Origin of the sequence: Agrobacterium sp. a22-2 (genome assembly GCF_012276985.1) — a bacterium.
Lineage (GTDB): Bacteria > Pseudomonadota > Alphaproteobacteria > Rhizobiales > Rhizobiaceae > Allorhizobium.
Window position 1 is genome coordinate 40654 of sequence record NZ_JAAXMM010000009.1, and the last position, 19122, is coordinate 59775.

Annotated in this window: 21 protein-coding genes; 11 read left to right on the top strand and 10 right to left on the bottom strand. The window is 61.9% G+C overall.

Going from position 1 to position 19122, the window contains the following annotated elements:
* Positions 1 to 18 precede the first annotated feature (18 nt).
* From HFC70_RS15025 to HFC70_RS15035, 3 genes are all read left to right on the top strand, one after another.
* Positions 19 to 1152: a D-alanyl-D-alanine carboxypeptidase family protein gene (locus tag HFC70_RS15025; RefSeq protein WP_246735811.1), complete on the top strand. Its 1134-nt coding sequence runs from the start codon at positions 19 to 21 to the stop codon at positions 1150 to 1152.
* A 121-nt stretch (positions 1153 to 1273) separates the two neighbouring features.
* A complete protein-coding gene (tmk, locus tag HFC70_RS15030) occupies positions 1274 to 1990 on the top strand; it encodes a dTMP kinase (RefSeq protein ID WP_168474083.1) in 717 nt (238 codons plus the stop codon).
* On the top strand, positions 1987 to 3012 hold the full coding sequence (locus HFC70_RS15035) for a DNA polymerase III subunit delta' (protein WP_168474084.1): 1026 nt from the start codon (positions 1987 to 1989) through the stop codon (positions 3010 to 3012). Before tmk ends, HFC70_RS15035 begins: the two co-directional genes overlap by 4 nt.
* 21 nt (positions 3013 to 3033) lie before the next feature.
* Here the strand turns inward: HFC70_RS15035 and HFC70_RS15040 are convergent, their stop codons facing one another.
* Positions 3034 to 3834, bottom strand: coding sequence for a sulfite exporter TauE/SafE family protein (locus HFC70_RS15040; RefSeq protein ID WP_256368925.1), 801 nt, complete (start codon positions 3832 to 3834; stop codon positions 3034 to 3036).
* 207 nt (positions 3835 to 4041) lie between these two features.
* Between HFC70_RS15040 and metG the strand changes: the two genes are divergently transcribed.
* The 3 genes from metG to HFC70_RS15055 are packed head-to-tail and all read left to right on the top strand — an operon-like array spanning position 4042 to position 7223.
* The gene (metG, locus tag HFC70_RS15045) at positions 4042 to 5604 is read left to right on the top strand and encodes a methionine--tRNA ligase (RefSeq protein ID WP_168474085.1); all 1563 of its coding nucleotides are present in this window, start codon (positions 4042 to 4044) and stop codon (positions 5602 to 5604) included.
* An 8-nt stretch (positions 5605 to 5612) separates the two neighbouring features.
* Positions 5613 to 6392 carry a TatD family hydrolase gene (locus HFC70_RS15050; protein WP_168474086.1) on the top strand — a complete coding sequence of 260 codons (780 nt, stop codon included), beginning with the start codon at positions 5613 to 5615 and terminating at the stop codon, positions 6390 to 6392.
* A 3-nt stretch (positions 6393 to 6395) separates the two neighbouring features.
* Positions 6396 to 7223, top strand: coding sequence for an MBL fold metallo-hydrolase (locus HFC70_RS15055; protein ID WP_168474087.1), 828 nt, complete (start codon positions 6396 to 6398; stop codon positions 7221 to 7223).
* Between the two features lie 269 nt (positions 7224 to 7492).
* Here HFC70_RS15055 and HFC70_RS15060 read toward each other — a convergent pair whose 3' ends face one another.
* Positions 7493 to 7693, bottom strand: coding sequence for a hypothetical protein (locus HFC70_RS15060; protein ID WP_168474296.1), 201 nt, complete (start codon positions 7691 to 7693; stop codon positions 7493 to 7495).
* 246 nt (positions 7694 to 7939) lie between these two features.
* On the opposite strand from HFC70_RS15060, the gene HFC70_RS15065 reads away from it, so the two are divergent.
* On the top strand, positions 7940 to 8374 hold the full coding sequence (locus HFC70_RS15065; RefSeq protein ID WP_168474088.1) for a DUF4864 domain-containing protein: 435 nt from the start codon (positions 7940 to 7942) through the stop codon (positions 8372 to 8374).
* Positions 8375 to 8398: 24 nt separating this feature from the next.
* Here HFC70_RS15065 and tgt read toward each other — a convergent pair whose 3' ends face one another.
* From tgt to coaD, 6 genes are read right to left on the bottom strand one after another with little or no spacing between them, the layout of a single operon-like run.
* On the bottom strand, positions 8399 to 9529 hold the full coding sequence (tgt, locus tag HFC70_RS15070) for a tRNA guanosine(34) transglycosylase Tgt (protein WP_168474089.1): 1131 nt from the start codon (positions 9527 to 9529) through the stop codon (positions 8399 to 8401).
* Position 9530: 1 nt separating this feature from the next.
* Entirely contained in the window at positions 9531 to 10610 is a 1080-nt protein-coding gene (gene queA / locus HFC70_RS15075) for a tRNA preQ1(34) S-adenosylmethionine ribosyltransferase-isomerase QueA (protein ID WP_168474090.1), read from the bottom strand.
* A gap of 1 nt (position 10611) precedes the next feature.
* Complete coding sequence (locus HFC70_RS15080) at positions 10612 to 11271, bottom strand: hypothetical protein (protein WP_168474091.1); 660 nt, start codon at positions 11269 to 11271, stop codon at positions 10612 to 10614.
* A complete protein-coding gene (locus HFC70_RS15085; RefSeq protein ID WP_168474092.1) occupies positions 11271 to 11780 on the bottom strand; it encodes a peptidylprolyl isomerase in 510 nt (169 codons plus the stop codon). The genes HFC70_RS15080 and HFC70_RS15085 overlap by 1 nt, the downstream gene beginning before the upstream one ends.
* 39 nt (positions 11781 to 11819) lie before the next feature.
* Positions 11820 to 12389 (bottom strand): peptidylprolyl isomerase, encoded by a 570-nt coding sequence (locus tag HFC70_RS15090; protein ID WP_168474093.1) that lies wholly within the window; start codon positions 12387 to 12389, stop codon positions 11820 to 11822.
* A gap of 35 nt (positions 12390 to 12424) precedes the next feature.
* On the bottom strand, positions 12425 to 12919 hold the full coding sequence (gene coaD / locus HFC70_RS15095) for a pantetheine-phosphate adenylyltransferase (RefSeq protein ID WP_168474094.1): 495 nt from the start codon (positions 12917 to 12919) through the stop codon (positions 12425 to 12427).
* 444 nt (positions 12920 to 13363) lie between these two features.
* On the opposite strand from coaD, the gene HFC70_RS15100 reads away from it, so the two are divergent.
* Complete coding sequence (locus HFC70_RS15100; RefSeq protein ID WP_168474095.1) at positions 13364 to 13516, top strand: hypothetical protein; 153 nt, start codon at positions 13364 to 13366, stop codon at positions 13514 to 13516.
* Between the two features lie 73 nt (positions 13517 to 13589).
* The gene (locus tag HFC70_RS27140; protein WP_256368926.1) at positions 13590 to 13718 is read left to right on the top strand and encodes a hypothetical protein; all 129 of its coding nucleotides are present in this window, start codon (positions 13590 to 13592) and stop codon (positions 13716 to 13718) included.
* A gap of 174 nt (positions 13719 to 13892) precedes the next feature.
* Here HFC70_RS27140 and gyrA read toward each other — a convergent pair whose 3' ends face one another.
* Complete coding sequence (gene gyrA, locus HFC70_RS15105; RefSeq protein ID WP_168474096.1) at positions 13893 to 16694, bottom strand: DNA gyrase subunit A; 2802 nt, start codon at positions 16692 to 16694, stop codon at positions 13893 to 13895.
* A 302-nt stretch (positions 16695 to 16996) separates the two neighbouring features.
* On the opposite strand from gyrA, the gene HFC70_RS15110 reads away from it, so the two are divergent.
* Both HFC70_RS15110 and HFC70_RS15115 read left to right on the top strand, forming a co-directional pair.
* Positions 16997 to 17623 carry a MarC family protein gene (locus HFC70_RS15110; RefSeq protein ID WP_168474097.1) on the top strand — a complete coding sequence of 209 codons (627 nt, stop codon included), beginning with the start codon at positions 16997 to 16999 and terminating at the stop codon, positions 17621 to 17623.
* Between the two features lie 109 nt (positions 17624 to 17732).
* The gene (locus HFC70_RS15115; RefSeq protein ID WP_246735812.1) at positions 17733 to 18269 is read left to right on the top strand and encodes a GNAT family N-acetyltransferase; all 537 of its coding nucleotides are present in this window, start codon (positions 17733 to 17735) and stop codon (positions 18267 to 18269) included.
* 123 nt (positions 18270 to 18392) lie between these two features.
* Here the strand turns inward: HFC70_RS15115 and HFC70_RS15120 are convergent, their stop codons facing one another.
* Positions 18393 to 18917, bottom strand: a complete 525-nt coding sequence (locus HFC70_RS15120) for a single-stranded DNA-binding protein (RefSeq protein WP_168474099.1) — start codon at positions 18915 to 18917, stop codon at positions 18393 to 18395.
* Positions 18918 to 19122: the final 205 nt, after the last annotated feature.

Here is a 19122-nt window from a genome sequence, read left to right on the forward strand (position 1 = left end):
TTTCTCGTCACAGCTGCCTTGGTGCTTGCCGCATTTGCGGCCTTTCCCGCCTCTTCGCAGACGGCTCAAACCGGTTTTGAAAGCCGCGCGGCGCAGGCGATCCTGATCGAGGCGGAAACCGGCACGCTGCTCTATGCCAAGAACGAGGCGCAGCCGATCGCGTCGGCGTCGCTTGCCAAGCTGATGACCATGGAACTGGTGTTTGCGGCGCTTAAATCCGGCGAAATCCGGGGCGATACCGAGTTTATGGTATCGGAACATGCCTGGCGGACCGGCGGCGCCCCGTCGCGCACCGCAACGATGTTTGCAGCGCTCAAATCGCGCATCCGGGTCGAGGATCTCGTCAAGGGCGTTACCGTGCAGATGGCCAATGACGCCTGCATCATCCTGGCCGAAGGCATGGCCGGCAGCGAGGAAAAGTTTGCCGAGCGCATGAATGCGCGCGCCAAGGTGCTCGGCCTGAAGGATACGGTCTTCGCCAATGCGACGGGACTGCCCAATCCCTTGAACAAGACCAGCGCCCGCGACATGGCGCTTCTGGCCCGTCATATCGCCGCCAGCTATCCCGAAGAGTATCGCCTCTACGCGCTTCCCGAATTCGAGTGGAACAAGATCCTGCAGCGCAACCGCAATCCGTTGCTCAACATGGATATCGGCGCCGACGGGTTGCTGACCGGCTATGCCGAACAGAGCGGCTATGCGATCGTCGCCTCGGCACAGCGCGGCGGCGTGCGGCTGTTTCTCGCCATGAGCGGCCTTGCCAGCGACAAGGAACGCACCGAGGAGGCAGCCCGCGTGCTCAATTGGGGGCTGACCAGCTTCGAGCGCAAGCGGGTGTTCGAGGCCGGTGAGGTGATCGGTGCGGCGAGCGTCTATGGCGGCGCGGCGTCGAGTTTGGACCTGATCACCCCGGCACCCGTCGAGGTCTTCGTGCCGGTCGCCAACCCTGAGCGGCTGGCAGCCCGCATCGTTTATCGCTGGCCGCTGTCGGCGCCGGTGGAGGCGGGCCGCGAAGTGGGCGTGCTGCGGATCTTTTCCGGCGAGCGCCTGTTGCGCGAAGTGCCGTTGCAGACGGCTGCCGCAGTCGAGAAGGGGTCGCTGCGCCGGCAGGCGACCGATGCGCTGCTGGAACTGCTGTTTTTCTGGCTTTGACGGCCCGTCGGCCTGATGGTCGGAGAATAGGCCGGGACCTGTCCGTTCGGGCGGTTCCCTGCGCCGGCTTCTTGCGCTAAACAAACTCAAATGGAAATGCCTTCGGGCGGGAAAAGGCATCGTGTCGATCGGTACGGGATTATTCGTGAGCTTCGAAGGCGGCGAGGGGGCGGGCAAATCGACCCAGATCGCCGGCCTCGCGGAGGCTTTGACAAAACAGGGCGTGACAGTGCTGAAGACCCGCGAGCCTGGCGGCTCGCCCGGCGCCGAGGCGCTGCGCCATGTGCTCTTGTCGGGCGCTGCCGAGGAGTTCGGCATCCGCATGGAGGCGATCCTGTTTGCCGCAGCCCGCAGCGACCATGTCGAAACGCTCATTCGGCCGGCCCTTGCCAGCGGCACGGTGGTGCTCTGCGACCGCTTCATGGATTCCGCGCGCGTCTACCAGGGCGTGACCGGAAATCTGGAGCCGGACTTCATCGAATCGCTGGAGCGGGTGGCGGTCAACGGCGTGACGCCGGATCTGACCATCATTCTCGACCTGCCCGCCTCGGTGGGCCTTGCCCGGGCCAAGGCGCGCAGCGGTACTGAGGCGGATGCCCAGGTGGCGCCCGACCGTTTCGAGCGGGAGGAGCTTGAAACCCATGAGAAGCGCCGGCAGGCCTTTCTCGACATAGCGAGTGCCGACCCGCAGCGCTGCAAGGTGATCGATGCGCGCCAGCCGGTGGAGGCCATCGCGCGGCAGATCCTGTCGCATGTGCAGCCGCTGCTTGCCCGGCACGGTCATAGCGCCGGCAGCGCTGTGCGGACCGCCGCGCCCCAGACGGAACGCGTCGAATGAGCGCAGAACAATCCGGCCTGCTCGACGGCGCCCTGGCGCCGGCGCAAAATCCCAAACTGTTCGGCCACGAGGCGGCGGAGGCCTTCCTGGCGCAATCCTACCGCTCGGGCAAGATCCACCATGCGATCCTGATCGAAGGGCCGGAAGGCATCGGCAAGGCGACGCTTGCCTTCCGCTTCGCCCACCACGTGCTGACCCATTCCGATCCGGCTACGGCGCCGGAGCATATCGCCGATCCCGACCCCGTGTCGTCGGTCGGCCGGCAGATCGCGTCCGGCGCCTCGCACAATCTCCTGCATCTGACCCGTCCGGTCGACGAGAAGACCGGCAAGGTGAAGCAGGCGATCACCGTTGACGAGGTGCGGCGGGCCGGACATTTCTTTGCCCAGACATCCGGCACCGGCAACTGGCGGATCGTCATCATCGATCCGGCCGACGACCTTAACCGCAATGCGGCAAACGCCATTCTGAAAGCATTGGAAGAGCCGCCGAAACGGGCGCTGTTCCTGGTGCTGTCCCATGCGCCGGGCAAGTTGTTGCCGACGATCCGCTCGCGCTGCCTGCCGCTCAAGCTTTCGCCGCTCGACGGCACGGCCATGGGCAAGGCACTGCGCAATCTAGGGCTGGAACCGGTCGGCGACGATCCCGACGGCATCTTGCAGCTGTCCAAAGGCAGCGTCGCCCAGGCATTGAAGCTCGTCAACTATGGCGGCGCCGATATCATCGCCGCGTTTCGAGCCGTTCTCTCGGCGGAGGGCGCCGACGCGCGCCGCGAAATGCACAGGCTTGCCGATGCGCTCTCGGCCCGTGACACCGACGTGATCTTCAATTTCTTCAAGGACCATCTTGGCGAATATCTGATCGACCGCGCCAGGCAGGCGGCGGCGGCCGGCGACCTGTTCGGGGCCGATCACTTCGCGCGGCTGTCGGTGTCGATCGGCGAGCGGATGGCGGTCAGTACCGCCTACAATCTCGATCGCAAGCAGACGCTGCTCGAGGTGCTGGGGGAAGTGGCGCGATAGGCCGACAGAACCTGAGTATCCTCAGGATGCGATCAGCTTGGCGCCGACCATGGCCAGCGTGACGGCCAGAATGATGCGGACCAGCCTTTCCGGCATGCGCGGCGCCAGAAAGCTGCCGAGAATGATGCCCGGAATGGAGCCGACCAGCAGCGCCAGCAGCATGAACCAGTCGATCTCGCCGATCAACCAATAGCCGATGCCGCCGACAAAGGTCAGCGGGATGGCATGGGCGATGTCGGAACCGACGATCTCCTGGATGGCGGTTCTGGGATAAAGCAGCAGCAGCATGGTGACGCCGATGGCACCGGCGCCCACCGACGTCATGGTGACGACGAAACCGAGGACCAGGCCCAGTATCAACGTGTAGATGGCAATGGTGCGGCTCGAGGGCAGGGCATGGGTTTTGACCCAGCGGGTCTTGGCCGCCATGATGGCGCCGCGAAAGATCAGGATGGTCGCAGTCAGAAGCAGCATCCATCCGAGCGCCGTGGTCAGCGTCGAGACGGCTGCCATGTCGGTGCGGTCGATGCCGCTCATCAGCCACAGGGTGAGGAGCGCGGCCGGAATGCTGCCGAGCGCCAGGAGGCCTGTCATCTGCCAGTTGATCTTGCCGTGCCGGTGATGCACGGCCGCACCCGCCGTCTTGGTGATCGCGGCATAGAGCAGGTCGGTGCCGACCGCCATGGCGGGATGGACGCCGAACAACAAGACCAGCAGGGGCGTCATCAGCGAGGCGCCACCCACCCCGGTTATACCGACCAGCATGCCGACGCAGAAGCCGGTGATCGAGAACAGCGGGTTGAAAGGACCTTCAAAAAACAAATGCTGTCCCCTCTGGAATGCAATCGGAAAATCATCAGCTCGATATCCGCGTTAAGCCGGGGCTGACTGGCTGTCAAGGCGCCGACGGAGCACGAGAACAGGCAAAACGGCGCGCCGGCTCGAAACTTGCTGTTCCACCTTGCCGAAACATGGGGTAAGAGCGGCTTCTACAAATTTGTAAAGCCAGTTCCGGACCTGATGCTTCCCATGACAGACACTTCGCCCTTCTACATCACCACCGCGATCTCCTATCCGAATGGCAAGCCGCATATCGGCCATGCCTACGAGTTGATCGCCACCGATGCCATGGCGCGCTTCCAGCGGCTGGACGGGCGCGACGTGTTCTTCCTGACCGGCACGGACGAACACGGGCAGAAGATGCAGCAGACGGCGCGGGCCGAGGGGATATCGCCGGCAGAACTGGCCAAGCGCAATTCCGACGAATTCCGCGCCATGGGCAGACTGCTCAACGCATCCAACGACGATTTCATCCGCACCACCGAAGAGCGCCACCACAGAACCGTGCAGGAGGTCTGGCGCCGCATGGCCGCCAATGGCGACATCTACAAGGACAGCTATGCCGGCTGGTACTCGGTGCGCGACGAGGCCTATTACCAGGAAGAGGAAACCGAATTGCGCGCCGACGGCGTGCGCTACGGACCGCAGGGCACGCCGGTCGAATGGGTCGAGGAGGAGAGCTATTTCTTCAAGCTGTCGGCCTACGAGGACCGACTGCTAAAGCTCTACGACGACCAGCCCGATTTCATCGGCCCCAACGAGCGGCGTAACGAGGTCATCTCCTTCGTGAAATCCGGCCTCAGGGACCTGTCGATCTCGCGCACCACGTTTGACTGGGGCATACCGGTGCCGGACGATCCCAAGCATGTGATGTATGTCTGGGTCGATGCCCTGACCAATTACATCACCGCGACCGGCTATGTCGAAGATGAGAATGGCCCGCGCGCCAAATACTGGCCGGCCGATGCGCATATCATCGGCAAGGACATCATCCGCTTCCACGCCGTCTACTGGCCGGCCTTCCTGATGTCGGCCAAGCTGCCGCTGCCCAAGAAGGTCTTCGCCCACGGCATGGTGCTGAACAAGGGCGAGAAAATGTCGAAGTCGCTCGGCAACGTGGTCGGGCCGCTCGATCTCGTCAACCAGTTCGGGCTCGATCCGCTGCGGTATTTCCTGATGCGCGAAGTCTCCTTCGGCCAGGACGGCAATTATAGCGAAGAGGCTATCGCGACGCGCATCAATGCCGACCTTGCCAACGGCATCGGCAACCTGGCCAGCCGCTCGCTGTCGATGATCGTCAAGAATTGCGACGGCCAGTTGCCGGCGCCGGGTCCGCTCAGCGACGAGGACAAGGCGATGCTGGCAGCGGCCGACGCCATGCTGGCGACCTGCCGCGAGGAGATGAACAAGCAGATGATCCACCGCGCCGTGGCGGCGATCATCGGCACCGTGTCGGAAGCCGACCGCTATTTTGCCGGCCAGGCGCCCTGGGCGTTGAAAAAGACCGATCCGGCCCGGATGGAGACCGTGCTTTACGTGACGGCCGAAGTGGTGCGCCAGATTGCCATCCTGCTGCAGCCGATCATGCCGGACAGCGCGGCCAAGCTGCTCGATCTGGTGGCGGTGCCCGAGGACAGGCGCAGCTTTGCTTATCTCGGCGAAGCCGGCCGTCTGACGCCGGGAACGGCGCTGGACGCCCCGGCGCCGGTGTTTCCGCGTTATGTCGCGCCCGACGCGGCGGCCAAGGCCTGAGGACCGGCATGCTGATCGACACCCATTGCCATCTCGATTTCGCCGATTTCGACGCCGAGCGCGACGATCTGGTGGCGCGGGCCCATGCGGCCGGCGTCGCGCAGATGGTGACGATTTCGACGCGGGTCAAGAAGCTCGACACGCTGCTGGCCCTGACGGAGCGCTATCCGACCGTATTCTGCTCGGTCGGAACGCATCCCAACAATGCCAATGAGGAACTCGACGTCACCGCCGACGACCTGGTGCGGCTGGCCCAGCATCCAAAGGTCGTGGCGATCGGCGAGGCAGGGCTCGATTATTTCTACGACACGCAGACGCCGGAAGACCAGAAGACCGGGCTTCTGCGCCATATCGCGGCGGCGCGCGAAACGCAATTGCCGCTGGTTATCCACGCGCGCAGCGCCGACGACGACATGGCGGCTGTTCTGACCGAGGAAACAGGGAAGGGGGCCTTCCCTTTCATCCTGCATTGTTTCTCGTCCGGTGCGGATCTGGCCAGGACCGGCGTGGAGCTCGGCGGCTATGTGTCGTTTTCCGGCATTTTGACCTTTCCGAAATCGACCGAATTGCGCGATATCGCCAAAACCCTGCCGCTCGACCGGCTGCTGGTCGAGACCGATGCGCCGTATCTGGCCCCAAAGCGCTGGCGGGGAAAACGCAACGAGCCATCTTACGTGGTCAATACGGCCGAGGTTTTGGCCGAGACCATGGGATTGAGCTTCGAGGAGATGGCGAAGATCACCACCGAGAACGCTTTCCGCTGCTTTTCCAAGATGCCGAGGCTCTGAGGCATGGGTTTTCGACGTCGCTTCACGATCCTCGGCTGCTCGTCGTCGCCCGGCGTGCCGCGGATCAATGGCGACTGGGGTGCCTGCGATCCGGGCAATCCGAAAAACCGCCGGACCCGCGCATCCTTCCTGATCGAGCAGATTGCGCCGGATGGTGGCAAGACGACCGTGGTCATCGACACCGGCCCGGATTTCCGCGAGCAGATGATTGCGGCCCGCGTCAGCCACGTCGAAGCGGTGATCTACACCCATGCCCATGCCGACCATCTGCACGGCATCGACGACCTGCGCGGCTATTTCCACACGCAGCATCACCGCATCCCGATCCATGCGGAGCGCGAGACCATGGAGCGGATCCGCCAGGGGTTCGGCTATTGCCTCGAGACGCCGCCGGGCAGCAATTATCCACCGATCGTGGCGCCGAGGATCATCGACGATCTCGACAGCCCGATCACGATAGACGGCAAAGGTGGAACGCTGTCGCTGCTGCCGCTTGTCCAGCAGCACGGCGACATCACGTCACTGGGCCTGCGCATCGGCAATGTGGCCTATTGCTGCGACGTCAGCGACTTTCCGCAACCGACCATCGACAAGCTTGGCGGCCTGGACGTGCTGATCATCGACGCGCTGCAGTACCGGTTCCATCCGAGCCATCTGTCGCTGGAACAGGCGCTGGGCTGGATCGATCGGCTTCAGCCACGCCGCGCCATCCTGACCCACATGCATGTGCCGCTCGACTACGCGACCGTGATGGCGGAAACGCCGGATCATGTGGAACCGGCGTATGATCAGATGGCGTTCGAGATCGAGATCGATGACGGCACGGACTGAATACCGCCTGATAAGATATGCCGTCAAGTGATTGATGGGGCCGAGTTTTTCGCCTTTTCCCAAGGCCGTGATTTCACGGTGTTCAGTGGCGGCCATATAGGATTTAGTTCCATAATCTATCTTATGCGATCTACGTGTGCGGCCGGGTGGGGTCAAGGATGAAGTGCGACTTGCGTTGGCCGCCATCCCTCTCATGACCAAGGCGACCTTCGTCTGGATCTATGGTCCAGCTTGCGCATCTCAATTCCCACCTTGCCGGCGATCTCGGTTCAGAACTTGCGAGCATTGAGCCGTCGCCTGTCGCGCTCGACATAGTCGGAGCCGAGTTCGGTCAAACGGAATTGTCTTTTCTGAAATTCGCCGCGGATCAAGATGAAACCCTGTTCTTCGGCTTCACTCAATGTCTTCAGGCTTGTGCCTTTCGGCGGTGACTGCCAATCCGCGCCATTTGCGCTGTGCAGCAAGACCAGTATTTTGTGAATTTTATCTCTCCATGACCGATGCACACGATGGTGATGTGCCGCCTCGTTGGCGATTGGGACCTGACTATTTGCAGCGAGTGTCGCGTTTCTACCTGGCGGAAGACGTTGAGCGTCGTCCAGGTCCGCCGGGCTCTCGCGGTGGTATCCAGCGGCTTTTTCCCCCGCTCTTTTCGAATCTCCGAACTGGTCTATACTTGTTTCAGGATCACTTAAAAAACCAGAAGGGGAATTGCCATGCATGCCGGACTTTCCAGTGCCTTCGCTTTCCTTGGTATCTTTAGTTTCGGCCTGCTGCAGCCGGCGCTCGCCGATGACAAGACCGATGCCGCGCGTCTGGCGATTTCCGGCCAGATCTCGGCCTTTCTGAACGATGATGCGGAAAAGGCCTATTCCTTCGCCTCCCCCGATATCAAGGCGCGCTTTCCCGATGCCGAGCGGTTCTTCGACATGGTGAAGCAGACCTATACGCCGGTCTACCGGCCCGGCAACTATGCCTTCGGGCGGGCCAAGTTCCTGGCGGACGGCAAGCGCGCCTACCAGGAAGTGCTGATTTCCGGCAAGGACGGCAAGGACTGGGCGGTCTATTACGACCTGATGCGCCAGCCGGACGGACGCTATGTGATCAACGGCGTCAAGATGACGGTCGATACGCTGAGCCGCGGCATCTGAGCCATTGGAGCGTGTGGGACGCCGTTATCGCGCCTCGATATCGCCCCTCGCCCACATATCCTGGGTCTCGGCCATGAAATCGGCAAAGCGGCCCTCGTCGAGCGCCTTGCGGATGCCTTTCATCAGGTCCTGGTAATAGGACAGGTTGTTCCACGACAGCAGCATGCCGCCCAGCGCCTCGTTGGAGCGCACCAGATGGTGCAGATAGGCGCGGGAGTAATCGCGGGCGGCCGGGCAATCGGATTCTTCGTCCAGCGGCCGCATGTCCTCGGCGTGGCGGGCATTGCGGATATTGACCTTGCCGCGGCGGGTAAAGGCCAGGCCATGACGGCCGGAGCGGGTCGGCATGACGCAGTCGAACATGTCGATACCCTCAGCCACCGATTTCAGCATGTCGTCCGGCGTGCCGACGCCCATCAGATAACGTGGCTTTTCAGCTGGCAGCACCGGCAATGTGACGTTCAGCATCTGCAGCATGACGTCCTGCGGCTCGCCGACCGCCAGGCCGCCGATCGAATAGCCCTTCAGGTCGAGGTCCTTCAAGGCTTCGGCCGAGCGGATGCGCAGTTTCGGGATGTCGCCGCCCTGTACGATGCCGAACATCGCCTTGCCGGGCTGCGTGCCGAAGGCGACGCGGCAGCGCTCCGCCCAGCGCAGCGACATTTCCATGGCGCGCTCGATCTCCTTGGGCTCCGAGGGCAGTGCCACGCATTCGTCGAGCTGCATCTGGATATCGGAGCCGAGCAGGCCCTGGATCTCGATCGAGCGTTCCGGCGACATGTGATGCAGGCTGCCGTCGATATGGCTCTTGAAGGTGACGCCCTGCTCATCCAGCTTGCGCAGGCCCGACAGCGACATGACCTGGAAGCCGCCGCTGTCGGTGAGGATCGGATGCGGCCAGCGGATCAGCTCATGTAGGCCACCCAGGCGGGCGACGCGCTCCGCACCGGGCCGCAGCATCAGGTGATAGGTATTGCCGAGGATGATATCGGCGCCGGTGTCGCGCACCTGATCGAGATACATGGCCTTGACCGTGCCGACGGTGCCGACCGGCATGAAGGCCGGCGTGCGGATGGTGCCGCGCGGCATGGTGATCTCGCCGAGACGGGCCCTGCCCTCGGTCTTCTTCAGGATGAACTGGAAATTTTCAGTCATATCAGGCTTTCCGGAACAGGAGGCTGGCGTCGCCATAGGAATAGAAGCGATAGCCGTCCGCGATGGCATGAGCATAGGCGGCGCGCATGGTCTCAAGGCCGGCAAAGGCCGAAACCAGCATGAACAGCGTCGACTTCGGCAGGTGGAAATTGGTCATCAGCATGTCGACCGCCTTGAAGCGGTAGCCGGGCGTGATGAAAATGCCGGTGGCGCCCGACCAGGGCTGGATGATGCCGTCCTCCTGCGCAGCACTCTCGATCAGCCGCAGCGAGGTGGTGCCGACGCAGACGATACGGCCACCGCGCGCCTTGAGGGCATTGAGCGCGGCTGCGGTCTTCTCAGAAACATGGCCGGTTTCCAGGTGCATCTTGTGATCGTCGGTATCATCGGCCTTGACGGGCAGGAAGGTGCCAGCGCCGACATGCAGGGTGACGAAATGGCGCTCGACGCCGGCGGCATCGAGCCTTGCAAACAGGTCCGGCGTGAAGTGCAGGCCGGCGGTGGGGGCGGCCACGGCCCCCTCTTCCCGCGCATAGATGGTCTGGTAGTCGGTGCGGTCCTGCCCGTCCTCCGGGCGCTTGGCGGCGATATAGGGCGGCAGGGGAATATGGCCTGTCGTGGCGATGGCGGCATCGAGATCCGGGCCGGAGAGATCGAAGGACAGGGTGATTTCACCCGCCTCGCCCTTTTCCGTGACGGTGGCGATCAGCTCGCCGAGCAGGCAAGTATCGCTGCCCTTGCCGAAGACGATGCGATCGCCCGGCTTGATGCGCTTGCCGGGCCGTGCAAAGGCCAGCCAGCGGTTTGCCCCGACGCGCATGTGCAGCGTTGCGGAGACCGGCGTCTGCTCGGCGCCATCGCGCAGGCGGATGCCTTCCAGCTGGGCCGGAATGACCTTGGTATCGTTGAAGACAAGCGCGTCGCCGGGTCTCAGGAAGGATGGCAGGTCGAAGACCTTGCGGTCCTCGAAAGCGGCTTCCTCCGGCCGGACGATGAGCATACGGGCGCTGTCGCGCGGGCTTGCGGGCCGCAGCGCAATGTTGTCGTCGGGCAGGTCGAAGTCGAACAGGTCAACGCGCATGCTAAACTAACTTCATCATTAAGTTGCTGATCAACTTCTCAAATTGGCAAATCCTGAAATCAAAGAGGAAATCACGTCCACTTGACGACAAGAAGTTTTTCCCGCGTTCAGAAAGTGAACGTGATCCTACTTCTGCATTCAATGACGCTTTACGAACACGCGCAAACTGCCGATCATGGGCATGCGCCACCGCATCCCTAGCCTCAGTAAGGTTATGAAAATCAAGATCAAATATCGCCTTCAGCTCCTTGATATCACCGCCGCATATCTCCAAAATCTCCGGTGAAAATATGGTTTCGCGAAAATTGTAAAGGTCGATTGGAACGACATCTGCATGAATGTGAGCCGCATCGATTGCCGCTGAATTGATATCTAGGTCAGATTGATATCCAGATGTGGCTGTAAAAATCTCAAAGTAGAGAAAGTAGCAATTGGCAGAGAATATGGCACCCCACAAATGACTATGAGCGAAGTCAGGTGCTGCAAATATCCGGTGCTTTTCGGGTTTCTGCTCTCGACGTTTCATAACTTCTACTGAGCGTTGATGCAGAGTTAGCCACTGTTGATTGAAAGGGGATAGAACGTCAGAAGTTAAGAGCCGTGCCTTAACAAGCACGGCTCCAATATCATTTAAGGAATAAAGATCCTTAGACCGCGCCATCAGGCGTCGGCGGCGACCTTCATCGAGACGATCGAGTCGGGGTCGCGCACGGGCTCGCCCTTCTTGATCTGATCGATGATGTCCATGCCTTCCATGACCTGGCCCCAGACCGAATACTGCTTGTTGAGCCAGGGAGCATCGGTGAAGCAGATGAAGAACTGCGAATTGGCCGAGTTCGGGCTCTGCGAGCGGGCCATGGAGCAGGTGCCGCGGATATGGGAGGTCGCGGAGAATTCCGCCTTCAGGTCGGGCTTCGACGAGCCGCCCATGCCGGCGCGGGCCGGGTTGAAGCTTTCGCCGCCCTGCTTGCCGAACTGTACGTCGCCGGTCTGGGCCATGAAGTCGGGAATGACGCGGTGGAAGACGACGCCGTCATAGGCGCCTTCGCGCGACAGTTCCTTGATGCGGGCGACATGCTCGGGGGCCAGTTCGGGCAGAAGGGCGATGACGACCTTGCCCTTGGTGGTTTCCATGATGATGGTGTTTTCGGGATCCTTGATCTCGGCCATGCACTTTCTCCTTGCTGCGGGATATTGCCCGTTTGGGTATTATTTTCTGCCGACCGTGACCTTGATCATGCGGTCGGGGTCGGTGACTTCGCCATTGCCGCCCTCGCCGCGCTTGATCTTGTCGACATAGTCCATGCCCGCAATGACCTTGCCGACGACCGTGTACTGGCCATTCAGGAAGCCGCCATCGGCAAACATGATGAAGAACTGCGAATTGGCCGAATTCGGATCCTGGCTGCGCGCCATGCCGACCGTGCCCTTTTCGAAGGGAATGTTGGAAAATTCGGCCGGCAGATCGGGCAGACTGGAGCCGCCGGTTCCGGCACGGCCGGCTTCGAAGCCGCTTTCCATGTCGCCGAACTGCACATCGCCGGTCTGGGCCATGAAACCATCGATCACCCGGTGAAAGGCGACATTGTCATATTCGCCCTTCTTGGCGAGTTCCTTGATCTGCGCGACGTGCTTCGGCGCGACATCCGGCAGGAGTTCGATGACGACCGGGCCGTCTTTCAGCTGGATCGTCAGGAAATCATCCTCGCCGGCAAAGGCGCCGACGGCCGTTGATGCGAGAGCGAGTGCGCCAACAAGGGCGAGATGAAGCAGTTTCATGGGGGCTCCATAAGCTTTGAATTAAAAAAACCGGCTCACGTCTTGAGCTTGGACTGCAACGCCCGCAGCACGGCCGCGGGCACGAAGGCGCTGACATTGCCGCCCATGGCGGCGATTTGCCGGACCAATGTGGCGGTAATAGGCCGGGAGGCCGTTCCGGCCGGCAGGAAAATCGTCTGCAGGTCGGGCGCCATCTGGTGGTTCATGCCGGCCATCTGCATCTCATAGTCGAGATCGGTGCCGTCGCGCAGGCCGCGCACCAAAAGCCGGGCGCCGTGCTTGCGGGCCGCATCGACGGCGAGCCCGTCGAAAGCGACCACGGAAATGCTGGTGGCCCGATCGGGAAATGCATCGGAAAGGCTCTGCCGGATCAGCTCGGCCCGTTCTTCATAGGAAAACAGCGGCGGCTTGCCGGGATGAATGCCGATCGCCACGATGACCTCAGGCACCACGTTCAGCGCCTGAACAAGAACGTCCAGATGTCCGTTGGTCATCGGATCGAAGGAGCCCGGATAGAATGCTTTGGTCATGGCAGCCCAAGGAGTGGATTTTCACGCCTTTTGTCATGGAAGAACCGGGACCGCAAGCAATTTAGGCATAGTTGCGGCGCTGGCCGCGTGAACCGCCGATGAACGCGCCATTCAGCGCGATTTCAGGGCGAGCGTGTCAATAATGACACCCAGATCCTGATTTTATTGTTCGGTGCAACATATGCTTGCTGTTCTCGTCATCCTTGCGATATTGGCGTCGCTGCTTTTCGAAATCGTCCTCTCGCTCGTGCTTGACTACGAGCTGCCGCCCGGCCCCCAACGGCTCGGGTGCGAGCGCCCTGACATGAACGGGAGATGAACGAGGCGTTAAGGCGAGCTTCAGGCCGGCCGTCATATTACCAACTTCTAGAAACACTGGAACAAACATCATTCCGATGAGTTGTTAGCTCAAGTCGATGATGCTTCCTAGGAAGGATAAATCCGATGCCCGATAAAGTGACGATGATCAATGTGGTATGGATGGCCCTCATGGGCGCCATGCTGGCAACCACGCTCGGCTTTCACACCAGTGAAGACGAGGGTGGCACCTTCTACGGACCGCCGATCACTGCCCGCTATCACAGCTTCGGGCACTGACGCTTCGATCGCCAAATCCCGTTTCCCAATGCCGTCACGGCCCACGCCAGACCGGAAAGGAAGACCTATGTTCGTGACACTATCCGTACTTGCGGCGCTGATCAGCGCCATGTTCGTCGCGTCCGTGGCTTCCACGGTTTCGGCTCTCCGCCGCGAACGTGACGATTTCAAAAACCTCGTCGAGCGCAACAAGGCGTTCTGACGGAACTGGCGGACGACCCAGAGCGTCGATCTGCCGGCACGACCTCCCCGCAGGGATCCACACCTGCGAGCTTGACAATCCTTGAAACTGCCCTGCCCTCGTGTCGTCCCCCATGCGGGAGCAGGTATAAAAGCCCGCCGGAAACTCTTCCGGCGGGCTTTTCCTATGGATGGATCACTCCTGCGGCGGTGTGTCGTCGGCTTCCGGCAGATCGGTTTCGCCAGCCTCGGCGACAATGGCCTCGTCTGCCAGCGCTTCGACCTCTTCGTCGCCTTCCGGCTCGCTGATGCGCTCGACCGAGACGACCTTTTCGTCCTTGGCGGTCGAGAAGATCGTCACGCCCTTGGTGGCGCGGCTGGCGATGCGGATACCGTCGACCGGCACGCGGATCAGCTGGCCACCATCGGAGACCAGCATGATCTGGTCCTTGTCCTCGATCGGGAAGGCAGCGACCAGTTCGCCGATCTCGCCGGTCTTCGAGGTGTCGGTGGCGCGGATGCCCTTGCCGCCGCGACCGGAAATGCGGAAGTCGTAGGAGGACGAGCGCTTGCCGTAGCCCTTCTGGGAGACCGTCAGCACGAATTGTTCGCGGGCCTTCAGTTCCTCATAGCGCTGGTCGTCAAGCTGACCTTCTTCCGTCACCTCTTCGCCGACCAGTGCGATATCATCCTCGTCCACGCCGCTGGCGCGCCGTTCGACGGCCGAGCGCTTCAGATAGGCTGCCCGTTCCCATGGCTCGGCATCGACATGGCCGAGGATCGTCATCGAGATGATGCGATCGCCTTCGGCCAGCACGATGCCGCGAACGCCGATCGAATTGCGGCCGGCGAAGACGCGCACGTCATCGACCGAGAAGCGGATGGCCTGGCCGAGCGCCGTGGTCATCAGCACGTCGTCGCGTTCCGTGCAGGTTTCGACCGACAGGATTTCGTCGCCGTCCTCTTCCAGCTTCATGGCGATCTTGCCGTTGCGGTTCACCTGGATGAAGTCGCTCAGCTTGTTGCGCCGCACCGTGCCGCGCGTCGTGGAGAACATCACGTCGAGATTGGCCCAGCTTGCCTCGTCTTCCGGCAGCGGCATGATGGTGGTGATACGCTCGCCGGGTTCCAGCGGCAGCATGTTGATCAGCGCCTTGCCGCGCGAGGTCGGCGTGCCGATCGGCAGGCGCCAGACCTTCTCCTTGTAGACGATGCCACGCGACGAGAAGAACAGCACCGGGGTGTGAGTATTGGCGACGAATAGCCGGGTAACGAAATCCTCGTCGCGTGTCGCCATGCCGGAGCGGCCCTTGCCGCCGCGACGCTGGGCACGGTAGGTCACGAGCGGCACGCGCTTGATATAGCCGAGATGGGAGACGGTCACGACCATCTCCTCGCGGGCGATCAGGTCCTCGTCGTCCATTTCCAGGCCGCCGTCGATGATCTGCGTGCGGCGCGGCGTGCCGAACTCATCGCGCACGGCAATCAGCTCGTCCTTGACGATAGTCTGGATACGCAGGCGCGACGACAGGATATCGAGATAATCGCTGATTTCAGCGCCGATCTTGTTCAATTCCTCGTCGATTTCGTCGCGACCAAGGGCTGTCAGGCGGGCCAGACGCAGTTCGAGGATGGCGCGGGCCTGCTCCTCGGACAGATTATAGGTCATGTCCTCGTTGATGCGATGCCGCGGATCGTCGATCAACTGGATCAGCGCTTCGACATCCGAGGCCGGCCAGCGGCGGGTCATCAACTCCTCGCGCGCCGTCTGCGGATCGGGCGCCTGGCGGATGACGCGGATGACCTCGTCGATATTGGCGACCGCAATGGCAAGGCCGACCAGCACATGGGCGCGGTCGCGCGCCTTGCGCAACAGGTACTTAGTACGCCGGCTAACGACCTCCTCGCGGAAGCTGACGAAAGCCTTCAGCATGTCGATCAGCGTCATCTGTTCCGGCTTGCCGCCGTTCAGCGCCACCATGTTGCAGCCAAACGAGGTCTGCAGCGGCGTATAGCGATAAAGCTGGTTGAGGATCACCTCGGCATTGGCATCGCGCTTCAGCTCGATCACCACGCGGTAGCCCTGGCGGTCGCTCTCGTCGCGCAGGTCGGAAATGCCCTCGATGCGCTTTTCGCGCACCAGATCGGCCATCTTCTCGATCATCGTCGCCTTGTTCACCTGAAAGGGAACTTCGGTGATGATGATCTGCTCGCGGTCGTTGCGCATCGGCTCGATCCGCGCCACGCCGCGCATGATCACCGAGCCGCGGCCCGTCTCATAGGCCGAGCGGATACCGGCGCGACCAAGGATCAGCGCACCTGTGGGGAAATCCGGGCCGGGAATGATCTGCATGAGATCGGCCAGCTCGATGGATGGGTTTTCCATGAGGGCGATACAGCCATCGATCACTTCGACGAGATTGTGCGGCGGGATATTGGTCGCCATGCCGACGGCGATGCCGCCGGCCCCGTTGACCAGGAGGTTCGGGAACTTCGCGGGCACGACGGAGGGTTCGCTCAGCGTGCCGTCGTAGTTTTCGCGGAAATCTACCGTTTCCTTGTCGAGATCGTCGAGCAGCGAATGAGCGGCCTTCTGCAGGCGGCACTCGGTATAACGCTGGGCGGCCGGCGGGTCGCCGTCGATCGAGCCGAAATTGCCCTGGCCGTCGATCAGCGGCAGCCGAAGCGACCAGTCCTGCGCCATGCGGGCCAGCGCGTCATAAATCGCCGAGTCGCCATGCGGATGGTATTTACCCATCACGTCACCGGTGACGCGGGCCGACTTGACGTATTTCTTGTTCCAGTCGATGCCCATCTCGCTCATCGAGAACAGGATGCGCCGATGCACGGGCTTGAGACCGTCACGAACGTCGGGAAGGGCGCGGCTCACGATGACGCTCATCGCGTAATCGAGATACGACCGCTGCATTTCCTCCATGATGGAAATCGGCTCGATGCCTTGCGGGAACTTGCCGCCGGAAGTGTTTTGCTCAGTCAAATCAGGTCACGATCTTTTTTCGGAATCACTGTGAAGTTTATAGCGGAAAGGGCGCGTCAGCGCCAATTTCGCCGGAGGTTTTGAACAGTCTTTTGCGGCAATGCAAAGGCACATCGCCATTTGGCCGGGGCATGCCGGATTGCCACCCTTGCCAAGCGTCAAGCACTGGCCTCACAATAAAGCGCGTCGCGATCTATCCCATACGCTCGTCACGCTTTATCTCTTTTTTGTCGCAGGTCGGTGTCCCGAAACCGGTGCCCCTTTCGGGCGACATGCTGTAGCTATCGGGCAGAGGGCGGATCATGGCAAGTGCCGAAGCACTGATAAACGCATTCACGACAATCCTGGTTACCGTCGATCCGCCGGGACTGGCGCCGCTGTTTCTGGGCCTGACCCAGGGCATGTCGCGGGCGCAGCGCCGGCAGGTGGCGGTGCGCGGCTCGATGATCGCCTTCGCCATCTTGGCGCTGTTTGCCGTCTTCGGGGCCGGCGTGCTCGGCCTGCTCGGCATCTCCATGGGCGCCTTCCGCATCGCCGGCGGCGTCATGCTGTTCTATATCGCCTTCGAGATGATTTTCGAGAAGCGGCAGGAACGCAAGGAAAAGACCACCGACAATGCCATCACCAAGGACCACATCCACAACCTGGCGGTCTTTCCCCTCGCCCTGCCGCTGATCGCCGGGCCGGGCGCCATCTCCGCCACCATCCTGCTGGCCGGCGCCATGCCGGGCGCCGTCGAGCGCGGCCAACTGATCGGCGTGATCGCCGTCTGCCTCGGCCTGGTGTTTGCTGCCCTGGTGATCGCCGACCGCCTCGACCGCCTGCTCGGCATGACCGGCCGCGCCATCCTGACACGGCTGCTCGGCGTGCTGCTGGCCGCCCTTTCCGTGCAGTTCGTCGTCGACGGGGTGAAATCCGCCTTTGCCTGAACGGGCGCGTTCCATCCGATCGAAACAGAGTATTGGAGTGTTCTGAATGTCAGTCTGGCCGGATCTTTTCACGGTTGAAGGCGATTTCGTCTCCGTCGTGCCCCTGACGATGGCGCATCATGGCGACCTTTATGAAGCAGCCGGCGACGGTGAGCTGCATCGCCTCTGGTACACGGTCGTGCCGGCGCCGGCCACAGTCGCGGCCGAGATCGAAAGGCGGCTCAGGCTTCGCGCCAGCGGCTCCATGCTGCCGTTCGCCATCGTCGACAAGGCAAGCGGCAAAGCCGTTGGCATGACGAGCTACATGAACATCGATGCGGCAAACCGCAGAGTTGAAATCGGCTCGACCTGGTATCGCCAGTCCATGCAGCGCGGGCCCCTCAACACCGAATGCAAACTGCTGCTGCTGCAACATGCCTTCGAAAGGCTCGACTGCATCGGCGTGGAGTTCAGGACGCATTTCATGAACCATCAAAGCCGCCGGGCGATCGAGCGGCTCGGCGCCAAGCTCGACGGCGTGCTTCGCTCGCATCTAGTGATGCCCAATGGCACCATCCGCGATACGGCCGTCTATTCGATCATCCCGTCCGAATGGCCCGCCGTCAAAGCCAACCTGCGCTGGCAATTGGAGAAACCAAGGCCATGAGGTCAAACTCCTAGAGAAACACCGGCAAATTCCGGCCGAACACCGTCAGCCGAAAGAAGGTTGCCGGACGCACAGGGGTATCTGGCGCCCCTGCGCGGTCCGCCCCAAAGAGGGGCGGCCTGATCAGAACGGAATGTCGTCGTCGAGATCGCGCGAGAAATTGCCGGCCGGAGGGGCGCTGGCGCCGCCGCGCGGCGCATTGCCGCCGCCGCGGGCCGGCGTTGCCTGGCTGTAATCGTCACCGCCACCATAGCTGCCGCCGAAATCGCCACCGCGGGAAGCGCCCTGCCCGTCGCCGCGACCGCCAAGCATGGTCAGGGTCGAGTTGAAGCCCTGCAGCACGATTTCGGTCGAGTAGCGATCCTGGCCGCTCTGGTCCTGCCACTTGCGGGTCTGCAGCGCGCCTTCGATATAGACCGTCGAGCCCTTCTTCAGATATTGCTCGGCGACCTTGCAGAGACCTTCATTGAAGATCACCACGGTATGCCATTCGGTCTTTTCCTTGCGCTCGCCGGTATTGCGGTCGCGCCAGCTCTCCGACGTGGCGATGCGCAGATTGGCGATCGGCCGGCCGTCCTGGGTGCGGCGGATTTCCGGGTCCGCACCGAGATTGCCAATCAGAATTACCTTGTTCACGCTGCCAGCCATAACACTCACCTTGCTGCCGCCCATCGACGGCGTCTCAAAACAGAATTCAAGCTACCTTAAACCATAACGGCTGCCGAGGGGCTGTCGTTCCTTTGTAATCCACAGCGAAAAATGTTCTTGGTATGTTCTAGCTTTCCGCTATCATCCTGTCAACCGAATCGTCGTCTCCCAGCGATTTCGGCCGACAAACGCGCATTGCGCCTCG

What these genes read in the sequence shown, in the direction of transcription:
- metG (WP_168474085.1), top strand. Translation starts at nt 4,042, where the DNA reads ATGACAGACACTTCGCCCTTCTACATCACCACCGCGATCTCCTATCCG.
- HFC70_RS15050 (WP_168474086.1), top strand. Translation starts at nt 5,613, where the DNA reads ATGCTGATCGACACCCATTGCCATCTCGATTTCGCCGATTTCGACGCC.
- HFC70_RS15055 (WP_168474087.1), top strand. Translation starts at nt 6,396, where the DNA reads ATGGGTTTTCGACGTCGCTTCACGATCCTCGGCTGCTCGTCGTCGCCC.
- HFC70_RS15065 (WP_168474088.1), top strand. Translation starts at nt 7,940, where the DNA reads ATGCATGCCGGACTTTCCAGTGCCTTCGCTTTCCTTGGTATCTTTAGT.
- HFC70_RS15035 (WP_168474084.1), top strand. Translation starts at nt 1,987, where the DNA reads ATGAGCGCAGAACAATCCGGCCTGCTCGACGGCGCCCTGGCGCCGGCG.
- HFC70_RS15085 (WP_168474092.1), bottom strand. Translation starts at nt 11,780, where the DNA reads ATGGCCGAGATCAAGGATCCCGAAAACACCATCATCATGGAAACCACC.
- HFC70_RS15080 (WP_168474091.1), bottom strand. Translation starts at nt 11,271, where the DNA reads ATGGCGCGGTCTAAGGATCTTTATTCCTTAAATGATATTGGAGCCGTG.
- tgt (WP_168474089.1), bottom strand. Translation starts at nt 9,529, where the DNA reads ATGACTGAAAATTTCCAGTTCATCCTGAAGAAGACCGAGGGCAGGGCC.
- HFC70_RS15110 (WP_168474097.1), top strand. Translation starts at nt 16,997, where the DNA reads ATGGCAAGTGCCGAAGCACTGATAAACGCATTCACGACAATCCTGGTT.
- HFC70_RS15120 (WP_168474099.1), bottom strand. Translation starts at nt 18,917, where the DNA reads ATGGCTGGCAGCGTGAACAAGGTAATTCTGATTGGCAATCTCGGTGCG.
- queA (WP_168474090.1), bottom strand. Translation starts at nt 10,610, where the DNA reads ATGCGCGTTGACCTGTTCGACTTCGACCTGCCCGACGACAACATTGCG.
- HFC70_RS15090 (WP_168474093.1), bottom strand. Translation starts at nt 12,389, where the DNA reads ATGAAACTGCTTCATCTCGCCCTTGTTGGCGCACTCGCTCTCGCATCA.
- coaD (WP_168474094.1), bottom strand. Translation starts at nt 12,919, where the DNA reads ATGACCAAAGCATTCTATCCGGGCTCCTTCGATCCGATGACCAACGGA.
- HFC70_RS15115 (WP_246735812.1), top strand. Translation starts at nt 17,733, where the DNA reads ATGGCGCATCATGGCGACCTTTATGAAGCAGCCGGCGACGGTGAGCTG.
- HFC70_RS15100 (WP_168474095.1), top strand. Translation starts at nt 13,364, where the DNA reads ATGCCCGATAAAGTGACGATGATCAATGTGGTATGGATGGCCCTCATG.